The sequence below is a fragment of the Nostoc sp. NOS(2021) genome (assembly GCF_017115025.1).
Lineage (GTDB): Bacteria > Cyanobacteriota > Cyanobacteriia > Cyanobacteriales > Nostocaceae > Nostoc.
Genome location: NZ_JABXKM010000095.1, coordinates 1 through 16,740, shown reverse-complemented (window position 1 = coordinate 16,740; position 16,740 = coordinate 1). Strand labels below are relative to the sequence as shown.

Below are 16,740 nucleotides of genomic sequence, written 5' to 3'. Positions count from 1 at the left end.
CCACCTGAAACATGCCAGAAAAAGAAGTGGGGGTCTCTTACTCCCGGATAGGGAACAGGAAATAGGAAAAACTGTTAAGAGTTCCCTATTAAGAGTTCCCTTCTTCGATAAAAATGCTTATTTATTTCTGGAAATCCAAAACTATTAAATAGTATTTCCTGCAAGTTCACTGCTACAGTAATCCGATTTAATTGGTAAAATATTGCGTGAAAGTTGTTCTTGGTTATTTGTTAATTACAAAAGACAAAGGACAACCCCAATTTCAATCAGCGCACTTGTGTTTGATAAGTCGCCTTGACTGTTGTCTTGGCTGCAAGTGACGGAATCTGCAAACGGATATGGGTGTAAGCAATGGCTGGTGCTGGTTTTGTTTCCACCTTGCCGTCAGAAAGAGTAACTTTAACAGTGGGATTTTCGACAAAGCTGCGCCCGCCATCAATGCTATAAATAAATTTGGCATTGTTGGCGACATTGGCAGATTTCAGCACGTAGACCATTCCTTGGGGAATAGGTTGATTAATAGTCAAATTCTTCACTGGGCGATCGCTCTTATTTTCGCCACTCAAGGTATATCGCAACACATCTCCTGGTCGCACCACAACTTGACCTTTTAAAGGTTCCCATTTCTGGCTTTGCTTACCTTGTTGATCCTGTGCTACCACTTGCTTTTCTGCCTCTAAGCGCAATTGTATTTGCCCTTGAGTTTTGACATTTTGAGCAACAGCGCTTGTAGAATGCCATAGAGAAGTCATTCCCGGAATTTGACTAAGAAATGGAACTGTAGCAATCAGTGCGATCGCTCCTAAACCTGCAAGATAAAGACGCTTCATATAAATAACCTCAAAAAACTTTCAGAATGTTGATTGTTGATTTATCTTTCCCTACTTTTGCTAAGAAAGAGTCACTCTCCTCTTTGCTTGCTGTTTAGGGGTTGGGGGTGAGGTAAACTGGTGTGGCGATCGCCCAATCTCTTCTTTACGAGAGGCTGCGCCAACGAGTCTGCGAACATCGGAGTCTCCAATCAAATTCCCCCAATCCCAACGAATTAGTTCACCTTGCGTTGGAAAGTAAACGTTCTTTGAATACCCGGTGCAACCTGTCCAGTGATCGTATCTACATACTTAGTGACATCATTGTTTACCGTGGTTCCGGTTTGGTCGATGCCCGAAGTGCTGGCAGGATTACCACTGAAGAATTGGATGTTGGCAGTCCCAGAATCCTTTGCGGAACCAACAATATTACTGGTATCAATTTGAGTGTTATTATCGTTGTCTAGCGCCCAGTTGTTGGGGCTTTGCGTACCATCTTCACTAATCACAACTTTGTTAGCATTCAAAATTACGTTTCCGGTTCCAGATTGAGCATCAGAAATATTTTTGTATTGAACCTGGTACTCAATAATGTTGCCTGGAGAAGGAGTCTTCGGAGTGATACTAAATGTGCCATCACTCCCCGGCACTGCTGGCCCAGTCCCTTGTAAAACTCGCGACATTTTCAGCAGTTGTAAGAAGCCAGTGTATACGCGATCGATGCTGATGTTATTCACTTCCCCAGAATCAACTGCACTATTATTATTGGTATCAACAAAAGCAGTGATCGGTACTGGGAAGCCCCTGTTAATATCAGTTGAGAGAGCAGTGCCACTTGGTAGATCAACTTCTACACCATAGTTGATACTTGCACCAGCAGTAACACCAGAGATTTTAATTGGTGTATTACCAGCTGCTATGGTAAAAACGCCATTGCTGTATGTATAGACAGCAGATTGACTATTGTAGCTAACAGTCACCTTTGTATTATTTGGCAAATCTGTGATAGTTGCTGGTGCCGTTGGCACTATTGTGATGTCGTTAGTGGTAGTGCCATTGTTCTTAATAGTGTTGGTGAAGCCAACTGATTGGGGATCAAGAGTAGTATTAGGTGCCGTACCAGCAGGAACCAGAGAAGATTTGTTGGTGAAGTCGTCGTTAGTTAGACCCGATGGGCCAGTCGCATCAGGCGCACCATTCGGGCCATTCAAAACTGAGTTTGCTGTGGCAAGTGAAATGGTATAGACGTTGACATCCCCAGTAGCAGAAGAAGTACCTTGGTTGTTATTCCCTGTGTCAGTATTTGTAGGAGTTGTGGGATAATAGCCAGAGTCTACTGTAGTAGACGGGACTCCATTAGTGATGTTATCGGGGTTTTGGTCACCTGAGTCGTCGAAGAGTAGGGGGCTAGTTGGATCTCCAGCAGTTTTACCAAATACTTGAGCGATGTTGTTAATAGCGGTCGCCGCCGAACCTGTAACACCAGTAGTCTTCACTTGCACAGTAAAGCCTGTAAGGGTTGTTCCAGTGGCAACTGAAGAAATAACGTTAGGATCATTAATGAAACCAACCCGTCTAACTACACCACCCGTTACTTGAGCAGGGTTAGTTTTCCACAGAGCCTTATCAGCTGTATTTCCGGCTACGGCAGGATCTTCACCAGCGTAAACTACTATCCATCCTGAAGGAGCGGTTGGGGTACCATTGAGAGTTGTGGATGCTGGAATTGCATCAGAAACTAGGATACGGGTAACTGTACTACCGTCTACATTGATGGGTGTACCAGCTAAAGCTCCGGGAGTCAGCCCACTATTGGTTACGTCATTGCTCTCAACTCGCAAGCTCAAACCATAAGTCAACACATCATCATTGAGGACAGACGGAACACCAGCGTTATAGCCTGTCCGAGTTTTGAGGATAGTGGCTAAAGCAATAGTTTTAGCAGTGTTCCCCACTTTAATCTGCTGGGTGATACTAGCTTCCCGCGTACCGTTAATTGGTGTGCCAGGTACTTCACCAGCAACACCAGTGTCGGGGTTATCTACGGTGAACACGTCACCACCATCAGGACTCCGCAGTTGGTTTTGAGCATCACCAGGAGTGTTACCAAAGGTGACGGTAATGACGTCGTTGGTTTGGGCACCAGCTTGTACAGTGACTGGCACACGCACCAACACAGTACCGCTAACCGGAACTGAGGGCGTGTCTACGCCGCCAGGCGGGACGTTTGTCCAAGTTAGTCCGCCGTCGGTGCTATATTGCAGGCTATTAGGTGTACCACCATTTGGTAATGTGCCAGAAACTGTACCTGGGCCAGTTGTTGTAGCTTGGTTAGGAATGTGGAATTTGGTCGGGTCGTTACCGACGTTGGTCAAGGTGTAGGCGTAGACAAGTAAATCACCAACTGCGACATTACCGCCATTGGCATCTGTTACACCAGATGCGGTGACGGTGATACCAGCAACCTCTGCTACAGTTACGGTAACAGTGTTAGAAGTGGCATTTATAGTTGTCCCTGGTGCGTTAGGATCTTCGTAGGTCGCTGTAGCGGTGTTACTGATAGATGTACCCGCAGTAGTTCCGTCAGCTAATACAGGTGCGACAAATTGGAAAAAGCTACCAGTTAATAATGCTGTTGCTACTAGAGATTGGTAAGGCTTACACTGCTTGCTGACAGATTTATTTCGATTTACCATAGGAGTAGTTTATTTATTTGGTGAACTTGGATCTTGAATTTTGAGACAGGATAAAGTTCGGCAATTCCTTAAAGAATTACCGACTTTAGCTGCCCAAAACTTCAACGTTTCGGGAATGCATATTTAAGGAGCTAAATTATTGACACTCCTTAAAAACTACATTGAGATAACAACCAGAAATAACTTGTCTACTTGTTTTACGCTTACCCTTGAGACTCAAGGCTGGCAATCGTAAGTATGTGTAATTTATTACTGTATGTTTAATTATTGAGTTAAATAAAAATGTAGCATTTTTATCAAAACAGCACCTCAGTATAAACAAGTAACTTCTCTAGCGATGAATAAATGCATCAAAGCTGAAAAATTAACTTTATTTTGGCAACACACATAGCAATTTTAGTGGTTTAATCAGACGATAAAAAAACTAAAACCTATACCTGAAAGTGCTTTTGAGCCTTTGCTGTCAGACATCTATAATTATCCTATGGAGTCATTTAGATAAATAATAGAAGGTTAGCTAAGTGAGCTAGATCACTCAAATGTGATGGGGATTTAAACAAATGCAAATTCATCATCACTATAATGCAATTTAATCATATTATTTATCAGTATTAAAACTGAGTGTTTGAAGCTATTGTATTGTTTTCTAGCAGAGAAGATATAAGTGTAAATACTAAGTACGGTGATTTATTGATATATTACTGATATCAAAGTTTTACAAGAATTATTCCTTTTAATACCAAACATACCCGACAAAATTTGTCGGGTATGTTTGACTGGTATTTTTGCTCGTGTTACTATCAGACGACAGTCGACAGACAAACAGGGAAAGCTAGTTTATGACTCAGGCAATCACAACCCAAACCAAAGCCAGCACCGCCTACTTTCAAGCCTTGAAATGTAAGGAATGTGGTGCAGAATATGAACTCAAAGCCAGTAATGTTTGTGAGTTATGCTTTGGGCCGTTAGAAGTTAAGTATGACTACAGCGCCCTACGTCTAACTGTCACTCGTGAAACAATTCAAGCTGGCCCCAATTCAATTTGGCGCTACCGTCCCTTTTTGCCTGTTGCAACTGACAATGTTATAGATGTGGGAACTGGTATGACTCCGTTGGTTCGTTCCCACCGTCTTGCCCGCCGCTTGGGTCTAAATAAGCTTTATATAAAAAATGATGCCGTTAATATGCCCACCCTTAGCTTTAAGGATCGGGCAGTATCAGTTGCTTTGACTCGGGCGCGGGAATTGGGTTTTACCACTGTTTCTTGTTCGAGCACAGGTAACTTGGCAAATTCTACAGCTGCGATCGCAGCTCACGCCGGTTTAGACTGCTGTGTATTTATTCCCGCAGATTTGGAAGCCGGTAAGATTCTAGGTAGCCTGATCTATAGCCCGACTGTCATGGCTGTTCAGGGTAACTACGATCAAGTAAATCGTCTCTGTTCAGAAATCGCCAATACACACGGTTGGGGTTTTGTCAATATAAATCTTCGTCCCTACTACTCTGAAGGTTCTAAAACACTTGCCTTTGAAGTTGCAGAACAACTAGGTTGGGAACTACCCGATCACGTCGTTGTTCCCCTTGGTTCCGGTTCACTATTTACAAAAATTTACAAAGGTTTCAACGAATTTGTCGAAATCGGGTTGGTAGAAGGCAAAAAAGTCCGTTTTAGTGGCGCTCAAGCAGATGGATGTTCGCCCATCGCCCAAGCCTTTAAAGAAGGACGCGACTTTATTAAGCCAGTTAAACCGAATACAATTGCGAAATCCATCGCGATCGGCAACCCAGCAGACGGCATTTATGCTGTAGAGTTAGCCCAGAAAACTGGCGGTAATATTGAATCAGTCAATGATGCAGAAATTATTGACGGCATCAAACTGCTGGCAGAAACCGAAGGCATCTTCACAGAAACAGCTGGTGGTACAACCGTTGCAGTGCTGAAAAAACTGGTGGAAGCTGGCAAAATTGATCCAGATGAAACTACCGTGCTTTACATCACCGGCAATGGTCTGAAAACACAGGAAGCATTACAAGGCTACGTTGGCGAACCTTTGACAATTGATGCTAAAATCGATAGTTTTGAACGTGCTCTAGAGCGATCGCGTACTCTCGATCGCTTGGAATGGCAACAAGTCCTCGTTTAGTTATTTGTCATCAGTCATTTGTCCTTTGTAATTTGTAAGAACAATGGACAAATGCAAATCCTCACTCTTCACTCTTCACTTTGTACTTCTATGGCTGTAACAGTTTTAGTTCCTACGACTCTTCAGAGTTTTACTAATAATCAAGCTACTCTAGAATCCAACGGTAGCACCATTGCTGAGTTGTTGGACTCCTTAGAACAAAGCTTTCCTGGTATTAAATCCCGGTTGTGCGATGAAGAAGGCAAGCTACGTCGGTTTGTAAATTTTTACGTCGATAGCGAAGATATCCGCCATTTAGATGGTATAAATACAATTCTTAAAGATGGCGATGAAGTAAGTATTGTCCCTGCTGTCGCTGGTGGTTAATCCAGAGAACACCAAATAAAGTAGAAGCCTGACTAGACAAACCTTTGCAAGATTGCCTCGTTCCCAGTCTCCGACTGGGAATACGCATTAGTGGGCTGCTGCCTCTCTTGCCTGACTTTTCACGTCATCTGCAAAACTTGGTGGTGCAGTACTTTCCGCTAACACACCCGACGTTAATTTTACATTTGTTTACATACATTAAATTTTTCTTGCCTACTTACTTATGCAGCAATTATCTGAGCAAGTCTTTGTTGCCAAGACTCATTGTTATCAATAGTTAAGATAATCCGCTTGTAGGATTCATCTCGCAATTGAATAATTAAATAATTTGTCTCTCGATTCACATACCAAAACTCTTTACCTTGGTTAGTGTAATAAGTTCCAGCCTTAATCACTCCAGGAACAAAGCTACCAGGGGCACGCAATTCTCGCCAATTACTTTGGGGTTCGACTGTCGTAACTTGTTCAATATGGGCTAGTGATATTTGCCAAAGTTTATTCAAGCGAACAGCTAGCAGTTGCTCTTTAAACGTAAATTCTATCTGCAATTTATCATCAACTATACTTAGGTTCATGATGAACTTCGTCGCCAGTAATTTTTTCTCTAGTATTACCCACAAAAGTCTGATTATAATCAGTATTTGCTGCGGAGTTGCAAGTGCCAAAAATATTCACTAGTAATGTAAAAATATTTATAACAAACTAAAATATTATACAATATAGACAAACCGTAAGTATATCCAATTGATGGTGCGATGTGTACTATATTTTCTTGTAGCAATTCATAACTATAGGACTCGTATTTGATTTTTGAAATAACTCAGTACACATCTATTCCCTTCTTTCCTGTTAAGAGTTCCCTGTTAAGAGTTCCCTGTTAAGAGTTCCCTCCCTACCCAAGTAAGTTCAGGAATAAAATCGGATTCCTATATATCCTTTGAGTAACTATTAATTTGTGCTGATAGTAAAATTTATAGCTGATAAAAATATCCAATTACAGAGAAATTAATATTCGTGTTTTATGGGTAAGTATTTGGCAACTTGGCAGATTGTTATTAGATAGGACTTACGCATTGACACGAAAGAGCAAATATGGGTGATTTAAAAAACCACATTTGTCGTAGGGGCAATTCATGAATTGCCCCTACCGCGCGGGTCTACTTCCCATCAAAGAATGATTAATAAAAACCTGAAACGACATATTGACGTTGATACACAACATAATTCTTTTGTACAGTGCGTAAGTCCTATTAGAGTATTTTGATATATTGCAGAAAAGATGTTTTTACTTATTATACAGAGGACGGACTACCCCCCGTCTTTTTTGTTGCTTCTATAATATTTATGTGCAAACAGAATTAAAAAGTAAAAGTAGTCCGCAGAATGCCGATGGTAACTGAGTCACTATCTGGTGTATTACCAGGCTCCAAAATATGAATTATTCCTGGTGTAATGCTGATGTTATCTGTTAGCTGTAAACGATAAAATGCCTCAATTTGAGTGGTCGTCCCTGGTTGTCCACCTGCACGTCCTAAACCTGTATTGACAAAATCAGGGACATTATTCCCTATCGGTAAGTCGCTACTGGTGATTTTAGGAGGTTGGCCCACATAAATTCCCGCTAAATTTCCTTTAGCAAATAAATCAGGGAAATTTAGAAACACCATATAATTCGTCGTCTCGACTTTTCCCGATTGCCCAGGAATGTAAGATTTAGTATAACCACCCCACGCACCTGCGCTAATGCGAGGTGAAATTTGCCAAGTTATAGTCGCACCCACGGCGTTCGTTTGCAGAGGTGCTGATTTTCCGGTAGTGGTATTAACTGTAGTTAAGCATTCATCGCCAACAAAGGTTAGTAAACAACCATTTGAGGAGTAATTGTTAACGTAATACAAACTTAAATCTAGAGTATCGGTTGGTGTCAGCAGCAATTGTACACCTGTAGTGGTGGTTCCATCAAATAAACCGCTACGTTTACCGGGATTTCCTGGTTGATAACTAGTATAAATTGCCTGCAAACTAGCACGTTTAGCAAATTGCCAATCAATAGCTATACCGCCGTGACCGTATCCCATATTTAAAATTGGGTTTCTTTGGGCAAAATAAGATAAGGGCCCTGTTGCAGCACTTTCTACTCGATTGGGGCCTCGGAAAGCAGCTGGCATACTTACGCCTTCTGTTCCCACCATCACAGCTAATGTGTCAGTGACTAGCCAGTGAAAATTGAGGTCACTTATAATCAAATTATCTGTAGGAAATTCGTAGCCAAGTAAAACATCATTCCGAGAAACACTATTAGTAAATCTAGGCCCACTAGTACCTTTACCATCTAAAAGACCTGTAAATAAGTAACTACGAGGAGTGATTTGACTCGTTAAATACAGCTGCGCCAGGGATATAACATCAATGTTTGTCCCTGCATCATCTGTATCTTTTTGTCCATCTCTAGGATTAACATCACCACGATTCTTAGTCCGTCCTTGAATGCCAATTATCAGTAATCCATTGAGTTTGGTTGTTGTTGAGAATTGGTTGGCTTTGATTTCGGCGGTTCTGGCTTCTAAACTATCGACACGACCCCGCAAAGTTGCTAATTCCGGGGCAAATTCTGACTGCAATTTTTGTAAGATTGCTAAATCTTCGCGAGTGACTAAATCGCTGGTGGCTGTAGTGATTAATTCATTGATTCTATCTAAACAAGCATTCACACCGGCGGCAAATTCATACCGACTTAAGGCACGATTACCACGATAGCTGCTATCTGGATAGCCGGCTATACAACCATAGCGTTCTACCAAAGACTGTAATGCTTGGAATGCCCAATCGTTGGGTTGTACGTCCTTGAGTTGAGAAACCGATGTAACTTGCGCCATCGGTTCTTCTGGGGAGAAGGGGGGAGATGAGGGAATAATATTATCGCTCTTAACTCCTGACTCCTGAGTAGTTCCTGTATTTATGTACTCTTGTGCTAGTGCTTTTTGTGCAACTCCATTTACTCCCGCAATTAGTAACCATGCGAGCATCCAGGTTTTGCAATGACTGCGGCTAATAAGTCTACCTTTCAACTTTTTACACTCTGCTCACATACTTAAGTGAAGAGTGTATTCGTGATCAGCTAGCCTTCACATGGGGATATTTACGGATTTTGTCCAAAATTAGACTTAATCCTTCTGGGCAACTTCTGAAAGGACGAGTATAACAGGGTATTAGGTACTGGGGAGTGGGGAGTTAGGAGTTAGGAGTTGGGAATTAGGAGTTAGCGATTAGGTATTGTTTATTGGGAAGAATTCAGTCCCAATGCCCAATGCCCAATGCCCCATACCCAATGCCTAATAAGTCTTATTGGATTGATTGAAAACTAATATGGCAAATCGCTCACGCAAGCTGAGGCCAAAAGCCTCTAAACTAAATAAACCTCATGCAGGTGTGATGAAACGCGTCGCTAAAAAACCCCAGAAAAAGCTAAAACGGGGAAGTTGGTTGTCGTCAATGCTAGCGATCGCAATTCTGTTAAGTAGTGCTAGTCTAATTATAGCTTTTGCCTGGATTAGCGTTCTCTTCATCTTCAATCCAGATCAGGTAAGCTGGCTAAATAAAATTTTACCTGCATGGGCACAAATTCCCCTTGGTCACGAACGCCCCCAAACTCTCAAAGAAATTCAACTCGATTTAAGTAAAAAAAACCAAATATTTGGGGAAACTCTACCTTTATATCAAAATGCGGAAAACTCATTTTTACTGCCAGTTTTTCAACAGCGGGCTAATTGTCAATCTAATTGTGAAGAACTTGTGGAACTCAGGGTTTACCAGCGCTCAGAAGAGTTAGAGTTTAAATCTCAGTCAGAAAATTACTACTATCTAGCGACTCAATTACCTGTAATTGCAGCAGAAGAATCCTTTCTGATTTCTCCCTTGCTTGATGGGACATCAGAACCCCAGGATATCAACTTTCCCCTACCTTTAACTGAAGTACAACGCTTTGAAGGCGGGACACCATCACCAGGAGTTTGGTTTAATTTGCGGGGTCAACGCCAACAAGGAACTGGCGCGTTCGCCTACGGTTACGTCGTATACTACAATCCAGAACGCACCAATTTACTACAAATGTTGTCTTGGACTAGTCCTAATGGAGAATTGCCCAAATGGCAGCAGGTAACTGGTGATGGTACAAAAGAGTTAGTTGTTGATCAAACTATCGGTTTAGAACCGCACTTACAGGTTTATCAAGTCAAGCCTCTGAAGTTATTCCTCAAACCAATTCAATTAGAGGCGATTACTCTTAACTCACCAGCCCTCAAGGATTCTGCATACCAAAACGCCCTGTCAATTGCCCGTAGTGGACTGTGGACACCAGCCTTTGAATGGTTGAAATTCATCAAGAAACAGCGCAAAGGAGTTTTACCAGAGGCGGCGCAAGCGCAAATGGATTTGATTCGCTTGCATTCCCAACTTACTAAAACCCAAGCCCAGAAAACTTGGGCAAGTCCTAGTCAAGAAGTGCTGGCAGATTTGATTGATGGTCGCTGGGGGAAAGCTTTGCAGGTATTTGAAGCGTCGCCACATAATGCCCAAGAAATTGCTACCCTACTCAAAGCTGATGAAAAACGGTTGTGGAATCGCACAGTGGCCGCGTTGCGGGTGAACCCAAATAGACTAGAGGTGCAAGCTTGGTTCGCTTTAATTTTAGCAGTTCAGCAGGGAGAAGAACATGCTAATTCCTGGTTAAAGGTGCAACCAAAAATTACAAAAGATAATCTTGCCTATATTCAAGGTCTGTTAGCAAGACTCAATGGTGACGGTACAAAGTCGCAAATATCCTCTACTCACCCTAGTCAAATTGTTGGTACAGTCCAACCAATCACTCAAGTTACTAACACTGAATGGCTGCAACCAAATTCCCCAGTAGATTTGAAACTCACAGATAACCAAGTTTGGTATCAGGTGGAAGTGAGTGCATTTAATGATGGAAAAAGCTGGCTAAATTCCCCCTTTGAGAATTTCAACATCCCCAAAACTGACGCTGCCAAATTTTTCTGGGAAACTTTGGGAATCACTTCTGACCCGGAAATCCAGATTGTGGTCTGGTTGCCAAATGGAGAACAAAAAATTACTATAGCCGCTATCAAAGCGGTGCAACTACGAGGTAAAGTTTTGCGCCTATTAGCTGCTGGCCCAAAAATTCCAGAGAATCAAAATGATGTTCTCCAACCCAAACCTTTAGCCTTGACAAATGCAGCGCTGGAATGGGTGCAACCATCTCCAATCACTCTCCAAGAAGTGTATCAACAAAATCCCCAAGGGGTCAAGGTAATTTTATCGAGTGTGTGGCAATCTTTACAGCAATCTGGTGAAGTACCGAGTGGTGCTATTCCTAGCTTTGAGCAGATGCAGGAAAAGTTGGGTGATTGGCCCGTTCAAGTGATTGATTTAACAAATAATGCTCAACCAGAAATAATACTGACTATCTCAGCAGCAGAAATAGCATCATTGAATCAGTCTACACCCGGAATTCCGGGGAAAAACACAGAGCAACGCCGTGAACGGACGATAATTTTGTCTGATAGTAATAAAGTAATTTATACTGATTTTACAGGAAATTACTTACAAAAACTCTCTGCGATCGCCAAGCTTTCAGGCGTGCAATCTTTAGCTTTACTGGTAGAAAATGCTCATAACTACAGTTTGAGGCGCTGGTCAGAGAAAAATCAGCGCTTTGAATAGCACGCCCCTTACTCAAATTTACCCCTGACTCAAATTTAGATTAGAGAGGGGAAAAGCGTAGGCGTAGCCCGTCGTAGACATCGCTTTCTACAAAACTGACTTATTCTTTTTGGTTAGCTTCGGCTAGACGTTGGTGCTTCAGGTTTTCCAACTGCTGCAACAGGGAGTCTACCTCTGCTTGTAAATGCATAAATTTAGCTTGCTGATCGTCTTGATAATAAGACTTGGTTAACTTGCTGACCCAGGTAGTCTGGGAGTCGCGATCGGAAACACTAGATAAACAAGTAGGCATCGCTAATTAAATCCACAATTTAACTCACACCATTAGAAATATTATAATAATCCTCTTTTAAGCTTTATTATAATATTGGATATTTTCAATCAATTACTCTAATGGATTTTAGGTTTATTCATAAGAGACTGTGATCATAAGGGCTGTGTTCCTGAGAAAACATCGCCCCAAGTATGCAAAGCTTCTGTCCACTCGACGGTACTTAGCAATACTTAATTGATAGCCTGTCAATTATGGTTGTATGAATTATTATCGCCGTTTTGGGGTAATTTACGCAAGAAATTACATATAGACTATATTTCGTTAAACCGAAGGTTGCCGTGGGGTTTATGATAAACTGACATTCTAAATAAAATAAAAATAGTAAGTGTAACGCCTGCACCACGAAAAATAATATTCTTAATAATATACGTTTGGAATTAAGGAACTCTTAACTGGGACTGGCAAAGAAAAATTTACTTTCTTCCTCTTCCCGATTCGGCGCTTCCCTATCCCACCCTTTCTAAAAATCTGATCCTTACACTAAGAAATTTTAAATCCCGTGACTTTGAGCCTGTCTGTTGCTACATCTCATCGCCAACCCTGGCCCGGTCTGATAGAAGCCTATCGTGAATACTTGCCTGTCAGCGAAAAAACACCGATTATCACTCTGTTGGAGGGTAACACACCCCTAATACCAGTGCCAGCGATCGCTGAACGCATTGGCAGACAAGTGCGGGTTTTTGTAAAATACGACGGTCTCAATCCCACCGGCAGCTTTAAAGACCGGGGGATGACTATGGCAATTTCCAAGGCCAAGGAAGCAGGGGCAAAAGCAGTAATTTGTGCCAGCACGGGCAACACATCAGCCTCCGCCGCCGCTTATGCCAGACGTGGGGGAATGAATGCCTTTGTACTGATTCCCGAAGGTTATGTGGCGCTGGGCAAGTTAGCCCAAGCATTACTCTACGGCGCAGAAGTATTGGCAATTAAAGGTAATTTTGACCAAGCCCTAGAAATTGTCCGCGAGATGGCCGAAAGCTATCCAATAACTTTGGTGAATTCGGTCAATCCCTACCGCCTAGAAGGGCAGAAAACAGCAGCCTTTGAAATAGTTGATGTGCTGGGTGATGCCCCAGACTGGCTGTGTATCCCCGTGGGTAATGCGGGAAATATCACAGCATATTGGATGGGATTTTGTCAATATCATCAAGCCAAAAAGTGCGATCGCTTACCCCGAATGATGGGATTTCAAGCCGCAGGTGCAGCCCCTTTAGTACACGGTCAGCGAGTCGCACATCCCGAAACCTTGGCGACAGCAATTCGCATTGGCAACCCTGCGAGTTGGGAGTTAGCTATTGCAGCGCAAACTGCGAGTCAGGGAAATTTCCACGCCGTTACCGATGCCGAAATTCTCGACGCTTATCGACTTTTGGCAGCATCAGAAGGTATCTTCTGCGAACCTGCTAGCGCCGCTTCTGTAGCAGGGTTGTTGCAGGTGAAAGACCAAATTCCTACTGGGGCGACAGTGGTTTGTGTCCTCACAGGCAATGGTCTAAAAGACCCAGATACAGCCATTAAACACAATCACAGTCAATTTCAACAGGGTATTGCAGCAGAATTGGGCGCAGTAGCCCAGGCAATGGGATTTTAAGCACTCTGGTTGATCATCGTAATGGCCGAAATCGAAAAGGATACAGAGCAACTAAATTTATTTATGGGGATTGTTAATTTTGAATTTTGAATTTTGAATTTTGAATTCGGAGCGAAGCGACGTGACTCATTCTACTGATATTGCCACCTTAGCCCGGTGGATGGCAGCTGATTTTAGCAATCAAGAACAAGCTTTTGAAAATCCGCCTTTTTATGCCCACATTCGCGTGTGTATCCGTCCCCTTCCTTTGGAATTGTTCTCAGGGGTAAGTTTGTTTCTCGAACAAGCTTATGATTTTATGCTCAATCAACCCTACCGGATGCGGGTAATGAAGTTGATTCCGGCAGAAAACCACATTGTTATTGAACACTACACCCTTAAAGAAGAACAAAAATTTTACGGCGCATCTCGTGACCCCGAACGTTTAAAAGTTTTATCCATTGACCAATTGGAAAAAATGTCAGGTTGCAACATGGTTGTAGAGTGGACAGGTAATAGCTTCAAAGGCAGGGTTGAACCTGGTAAAGGCTGCATTGTGGTTCGTGACGGCAAAAATACTTATTTAGATAACGAATTTGAGATTGACGCTAAAGAATTTTCCAGCCTCGACCGGGGAAGGGATTTAGACACTGATGAACGGCTGTGGGGTTCTATCGCCGGGCCATTTCACTTTGTCCGATGGGGCAATTTTGCCGATGAAGTCAAGGTTTGACAAGTGAGGAGTCAGGAGTGAGGAATTAAAACTCATAACTCTCTTTAATAATCTGCTAAGAGTTGTTTGTAGCATATAGTCAACTTGTGATCAGAATTTTCTAGCGATCGCCTAAAGACTACCAGAAACATCCAGTTAACCCACTATCTCTAGCTCAGAATCCTATGCTATCATGGTTTAATTAGCGCCCTCTGGCTACTGAATGGCTACTAAGATACATTAGGAACATTAAAGTAGTTCAGGGAATCGCGCTGTGGCGGCGTAGCCAAGTGGTAAGGCAGAGGTCTGCAAAACCTCCATCCCCGGTTCAAATCCGGGTGCCGCCTTCAAATAAATATAAGCACTACAGGGTTTTCAAGCCCTTTTTTATTGGGCGTTAAAGGCTTGTTTTCAAAGCCTTCAGAGATTTTTGGGGTTATTTTGGGTAGTTTGGGTAAAGAACTGGGGTAAAACTGGGGTAAAAGGTAAAATAGAGGTGTTTACCCCAATAGGTATTTCTGGGGTAAAACTGGGGTAAAATGGAAGGATAAAGGTGTTTACCCCAGTTAATTAACCTTATGGAACTTCAAAAATCTCAAAGTATTGCCCGTCGGGGTTCAGTGCAGATTAAGAACTCTAACGGCAGTCTCCAATTAGTTTTTTCTCATCCTATTGTTACGCCGACGGGAGAGCTAAAAACCAAGCGTTTCTACCTTTCGACAAGGCACTACGATACACCTTTAGGAAGACATCAAGCATCAACTTTAGCGGCAACAATCCAGAGGGATATTGACTATGGAGAGTTTGATGCCAGTTTAGCTAAGTACAAACCAGCAGCTTCATTAAGCACCGTTAGCCCAATTACGCCAATTAGTCCTTCAGCTACCCCCCAATATGACTTGGGAGAATTATGGCAAAAATACGCTGAGTTTAAAAAACCACAGGTTAGTCCTTCTACTTATGCTGTTGACTACCGCAAGTATCGCAATCACATTGCTAAGTTACCAACTAAAACTTTAGATGATGCGATCGCAATTCGAGACTATTTACTTGCAAATCTCAGTGCTAATGCCGCCAAACGTACTTTGACAAATATAAATGCTTGCTGTGATTGGGCACTTAAAAGTCAGCTAATTGAATCCAATCCCTTTCAAAGTATGGCAAAAGACATTCAGATGCCGAAGTCAGAATCAGCAGAATATGAAATTAATCCCTTTACTAAGGAAGAACGGGATAGCATAATTCAAGCATTTGAGGAGAGCAAATTCTACAGCTACTATGCTCCTTTAGTAAAATTATTATTTTTTACTGGGTGCAGACCATCAGAAGCGATCGCTCTACAATGGAAGCATATCAGTGATAGATACATTACCTTTGAGCAAGCAATTACAATCAGTACTAAAGGGTTAGCTCTGAAAGATGGATTAAAAACCCAAAGCCAAAGACGTTTTCCGATTAATCATCAGCACCGTGAAATTTTAGACTCTATCAAACCTGAGAACTGTAAACCAGATGATTTTATCTTTAGAAGCAAGAAAGGCGGTATAGTAGACTTTGGAGATTTTCTCAATCATGCCTGGAAAGGTTACAAAAATCATCGTGGTACACATATAGATGGAATCGTAACTCAACTTGTAAAACAGGGTGTAGTCAGCGAATATCGCAAACCTTACCAATGCAGACACACTTTTATTACCCTTTGCCTAGAAGCTGATATTGATGCGAAGGATGTAGGAAGGTGGGTTGGTAACTCTCCAGAAATTATTTACAAGCATTACGCAGGTAATAAACGTAACCTACAGGTGCCAGAACTATAAATTTGTTGAATTAAAATATAGGCGATTGCCTACAAAGTAATTGTGTTAATCAGAAAATACGGTGATCTAATAAAAGTAGCTTTTGCATCGAATGCTGCTACTTATGATCACCTTGTCCATTAACTCTTAGCATTTGTGTAAATAACACAAAGACGCGATCGCGCTTTATTCAGTGTCTGCCTTTATACTGCCACCCAAATCAACGAAAGCTGCACTTTGCTCAAAAGAGATGTTATTGGCACTAGGGGTTCGTCCCAAGCTGATCATCAGGGCATACAACACTAAAGGTGGCCAAGATACCAGAGAAATTCAGGTTCACCCCAGGCTCATTGGTAACAAGTTAAGTAAGTGTTAAATGTGATACAAAACCTATATCTGTGATGCTCCCAGAAGATTTAGATACCTACGTGCGTAGTAAGTCTAACCGTTCCGAGTGGTTGCGGCAGGTTATTGTTGAGGCTGTGGCTAAGGAACAAGCTGAAGCTTCCTAGGAAGATTGATTGTGAATTTTGCGGTTCTTGCGTACTTAGCGTGCTAAATCAATATTATAGTGCCAAGAAAGTAAAGC

11 protein-coding genes and 1 tRNA gene are annotated in these 16,740 nt (G+C 42.1%); 7 read left to right on the top strand and 5 right to left on the bottom strand.

Annotation, left to right across the window (positions count from 1 at the left end; translation table 11 throughout):
* Positions 1 to 266: 266 nt before the first annotated feature.
* Both HWQ41_RS11655 and HWQ41_RS11650 read right to left on the bottom strand, forming a co-directional pair.
* On the bottom strand, positions 267 to 830 hold the full coding sequence (locus tag HWQ41_RS11655) for a hypothetical protein (protein WP_292762779.1): 564 nt from the start codon (positions 828 to 830) through the stop codon (positions 267 to 269).
* Between the two features lie 215 nt (positions 831 to 1,045).
* A complete protein-coding gene (locus HWQ41_RS11650; protein WP_292762776.1) occupies positions 1,046 to 3,505 on the bottom strand; it encodes a hypothetical protein in 2,460 nt (819 codons plus the stop codon).
* An 839-nt stretch (positions 3,506 to 4,344) separates the two neighbouring features.
* On the opposite strand from HWQ41_RS11650, the gene thrC (HWQ41_RS11645) reads away from it, so the two are divergent.
* Complete coding sequence (thrC, locus tag HWQ41_RS11645; RefSeq protein WP_292762774.1) at positions 4,345 to 5,649, top strand: threonine synthase; 1,305 nt, start codon at positions 4,345 to 4,347, stop codon at positions 5,647 to 5,649.
* Positions 5,650 to 5,739: 90 nt separating this feature from the next.
* Positions 5,740 to 6,015 carry a ubiquitin-like small modifier protein 1 gene (locus HWQ41_RS11640; RefSeq protein ID WP_292762772.1) on the top strand — a complete coding sequence of 92 codons (276 nt, stop codon included), beginning with the start codon at positions 5,740 to 5,742 and terminating at the stop codon, positions 6,013 to 6,015.
* Between the two features lie 221 nt (positions 6,016 to 6,236).
* Here the strand turns inward: HWQ41_RS11640 and HWQ41_RS11635 are convergent, their stop codons facing one another.
* Together HWQ41_RS11635 and HWQ41_RS11630 are read right to left on the bottom strand one after the other, a co-directional pair.
* The gene (locus tag HWQ41_RS11635) at positions 6,237 to 6,590 is read right to left on the bottom strand and encodes a hypothetical protein (RefSeq protein ID WP_292762769.1); all 354 of its coding nucleotides are present in this window, start codon (positions 6,588 to 6,590) and stop codon (positions 6,237 to 6,239) included.
* 783 nt (positions 6,591 to 7,373) lie between these two features.
* A complete protein-coding gene (locus HWQ41_RS11630) occupies positions 7,374 to 9,041 on the bottom strand; it encodes an iron uptake porin (protein WP_292762768.1) in 1,668 nt (555 codons plus the stop codon).
* 340 nt (positions 9,042 to 9,381) lie between these two features.
* Here HWQ41_RS11630 and HWQ41_RS11625 point away from each other — a divergent pair, with 340 nt between their 5' ends.
* Positions 9,382 to 11,739: a hypothetical protein gene (locus HWQ41_RS11625; protein WP_292762764.1), complete on the top strand. Its 2,358-nt coding sequence runs from the start codon at positions 9,382 to 9,384 to the stop codon at positions 11,737 to 11,739.
* A gap of 100 nt (positions 11,740 to 11,839) precedes the next feature.
* Here the strand turns inward: HWQ41_RS11625 and HWQ41_RS11620 are convergent, their stop codons facing one another.
* Entirely contained in the window at positions 11,840 to 12,031 is a 192-nt protein-coding gene (locus HWQ41_RS11620; protein ID WP_292762761.1) for a hypothetical protein, read from the bottom strand.
* Positions 12,032 to 12,572: 541 nt separating this feature from the next.
* Between HWQ41_RS11620 and thrC (HWQ41_RS11615) the strand changes: the two genes are divergently transcribed.
* The 4 genes from thrC (HWQ41_RS11615) to HWQ41_RS11600 all read left to right on the top strand — a co-directional run bounded on the left by thrC (HWQ41_RS11615) (position 12,573) and on the right by HWQ41_RS11600 (position 16,172).
* Entirely contained in the window at positions 12,573 to 13,664 is a 1,092-nt protein-coding gene (thrC, locus tag HWQ41_RS11615) for a threonine synthase (protein WP_292762758.1), read from the top strand.
* A 121-nt stretch (positions 13,665 to 13,785) separates the two neighbouring features.
* Positions 13,786 to 14,376 (top strand): chromophore lyase CpcT/CpeT, encoded by a 591-nt coding sequence (locus HWQ41_RS11610; RefSeq protein WP_292762756.1) that lies wholly within the window; start codon positions 13,786 to 13,788, stop codon positions 14,374 to 14,376.
* 255 nt (positions 14,377 to 14,631) lie between these two features.
* A tRNA-Cys gene (locus HWQ41_RS11605) sits at positions 14,632 to 14,702 on the top strand.
* 231 nt (positions 14,703 to 14,933) lie between these two features.
* Positions 14,934 to 16,172, top strand: a complete 1,239-nt coding sequence (locus HWQ41_RS11600; RefSeq protein ID WP_292762753.1) for a tyrosine-type recombinase/integrase — start codon at positions 14,934 to 14,936, stop codon at positions 16,170 to 16,172.
* Positions 16,173 to 16,740 lie beyond the last annotated feature (568 nt).

Coding starts and splice junctions, on each gene's coding strand:
- HWQ41_RS11625 (WP_292762764.1), top strand. CDS start 9,382: ATGGCAAATCGCTCACGCAAGCTGAGGCCAAAAGCCTCTAAACTAAAT.
- HWQ41_RS11600 (WP_292762753.1), top strand. CDS start 14,934: ATGGAACTTCAAAAATCTCAAAGTATTGCCCGTCGGGGTTCAGTGCAG.
- HWQ41_RS11640 (WP_292762772.1), top strand. CDS start 5,740: ATGGCTGTAACAGTTTTAGTTCCTACGACTCTTCAGAGTTTTACTAAT.
- HWQ41_RS11650 (WP_292762776.1), bottom strand. CDS start 3,505: ATGGTAAATCGAAATAAATCTGTCAGCAAGCAGTGTAAGCCTTACCAA.
- HWQ41_RS11655 (WP_292762779.1), bottom strand. CDS start 830: ATGAAGCGTCTTTATCTTGCAGGTTTAGGAGCGATCGCACTGATTGCT.
- HWQ41_RS11635 (WP_292762769.1), bottom strand. CDS start 6,590: ATGAACCTAAGTATAGTTGATGATAAATTGCAGATAGAATTTACGTTT.
- thrC (WP_292762774.1), top strand. CDS start 4,345: ATGACTCAGGCAATCACAACCCAAACCAAAGCCAGCACCGCCTACTTT.
- HWQ41_RS11620 (WP_292762761.1), bottom strand. CDS start 12,031: ATGCCTACTTGTTTATCTAGTGTTTCCGATCGCGACTCCCAGACTACC.
- HWQ41_RS11630 (WP_292762768.1), bottom strand. CDS start 9,041: ATGCTCGCATGGTTACTAATTGCGGGAGTAAATGGAGTTGCACAAAAA.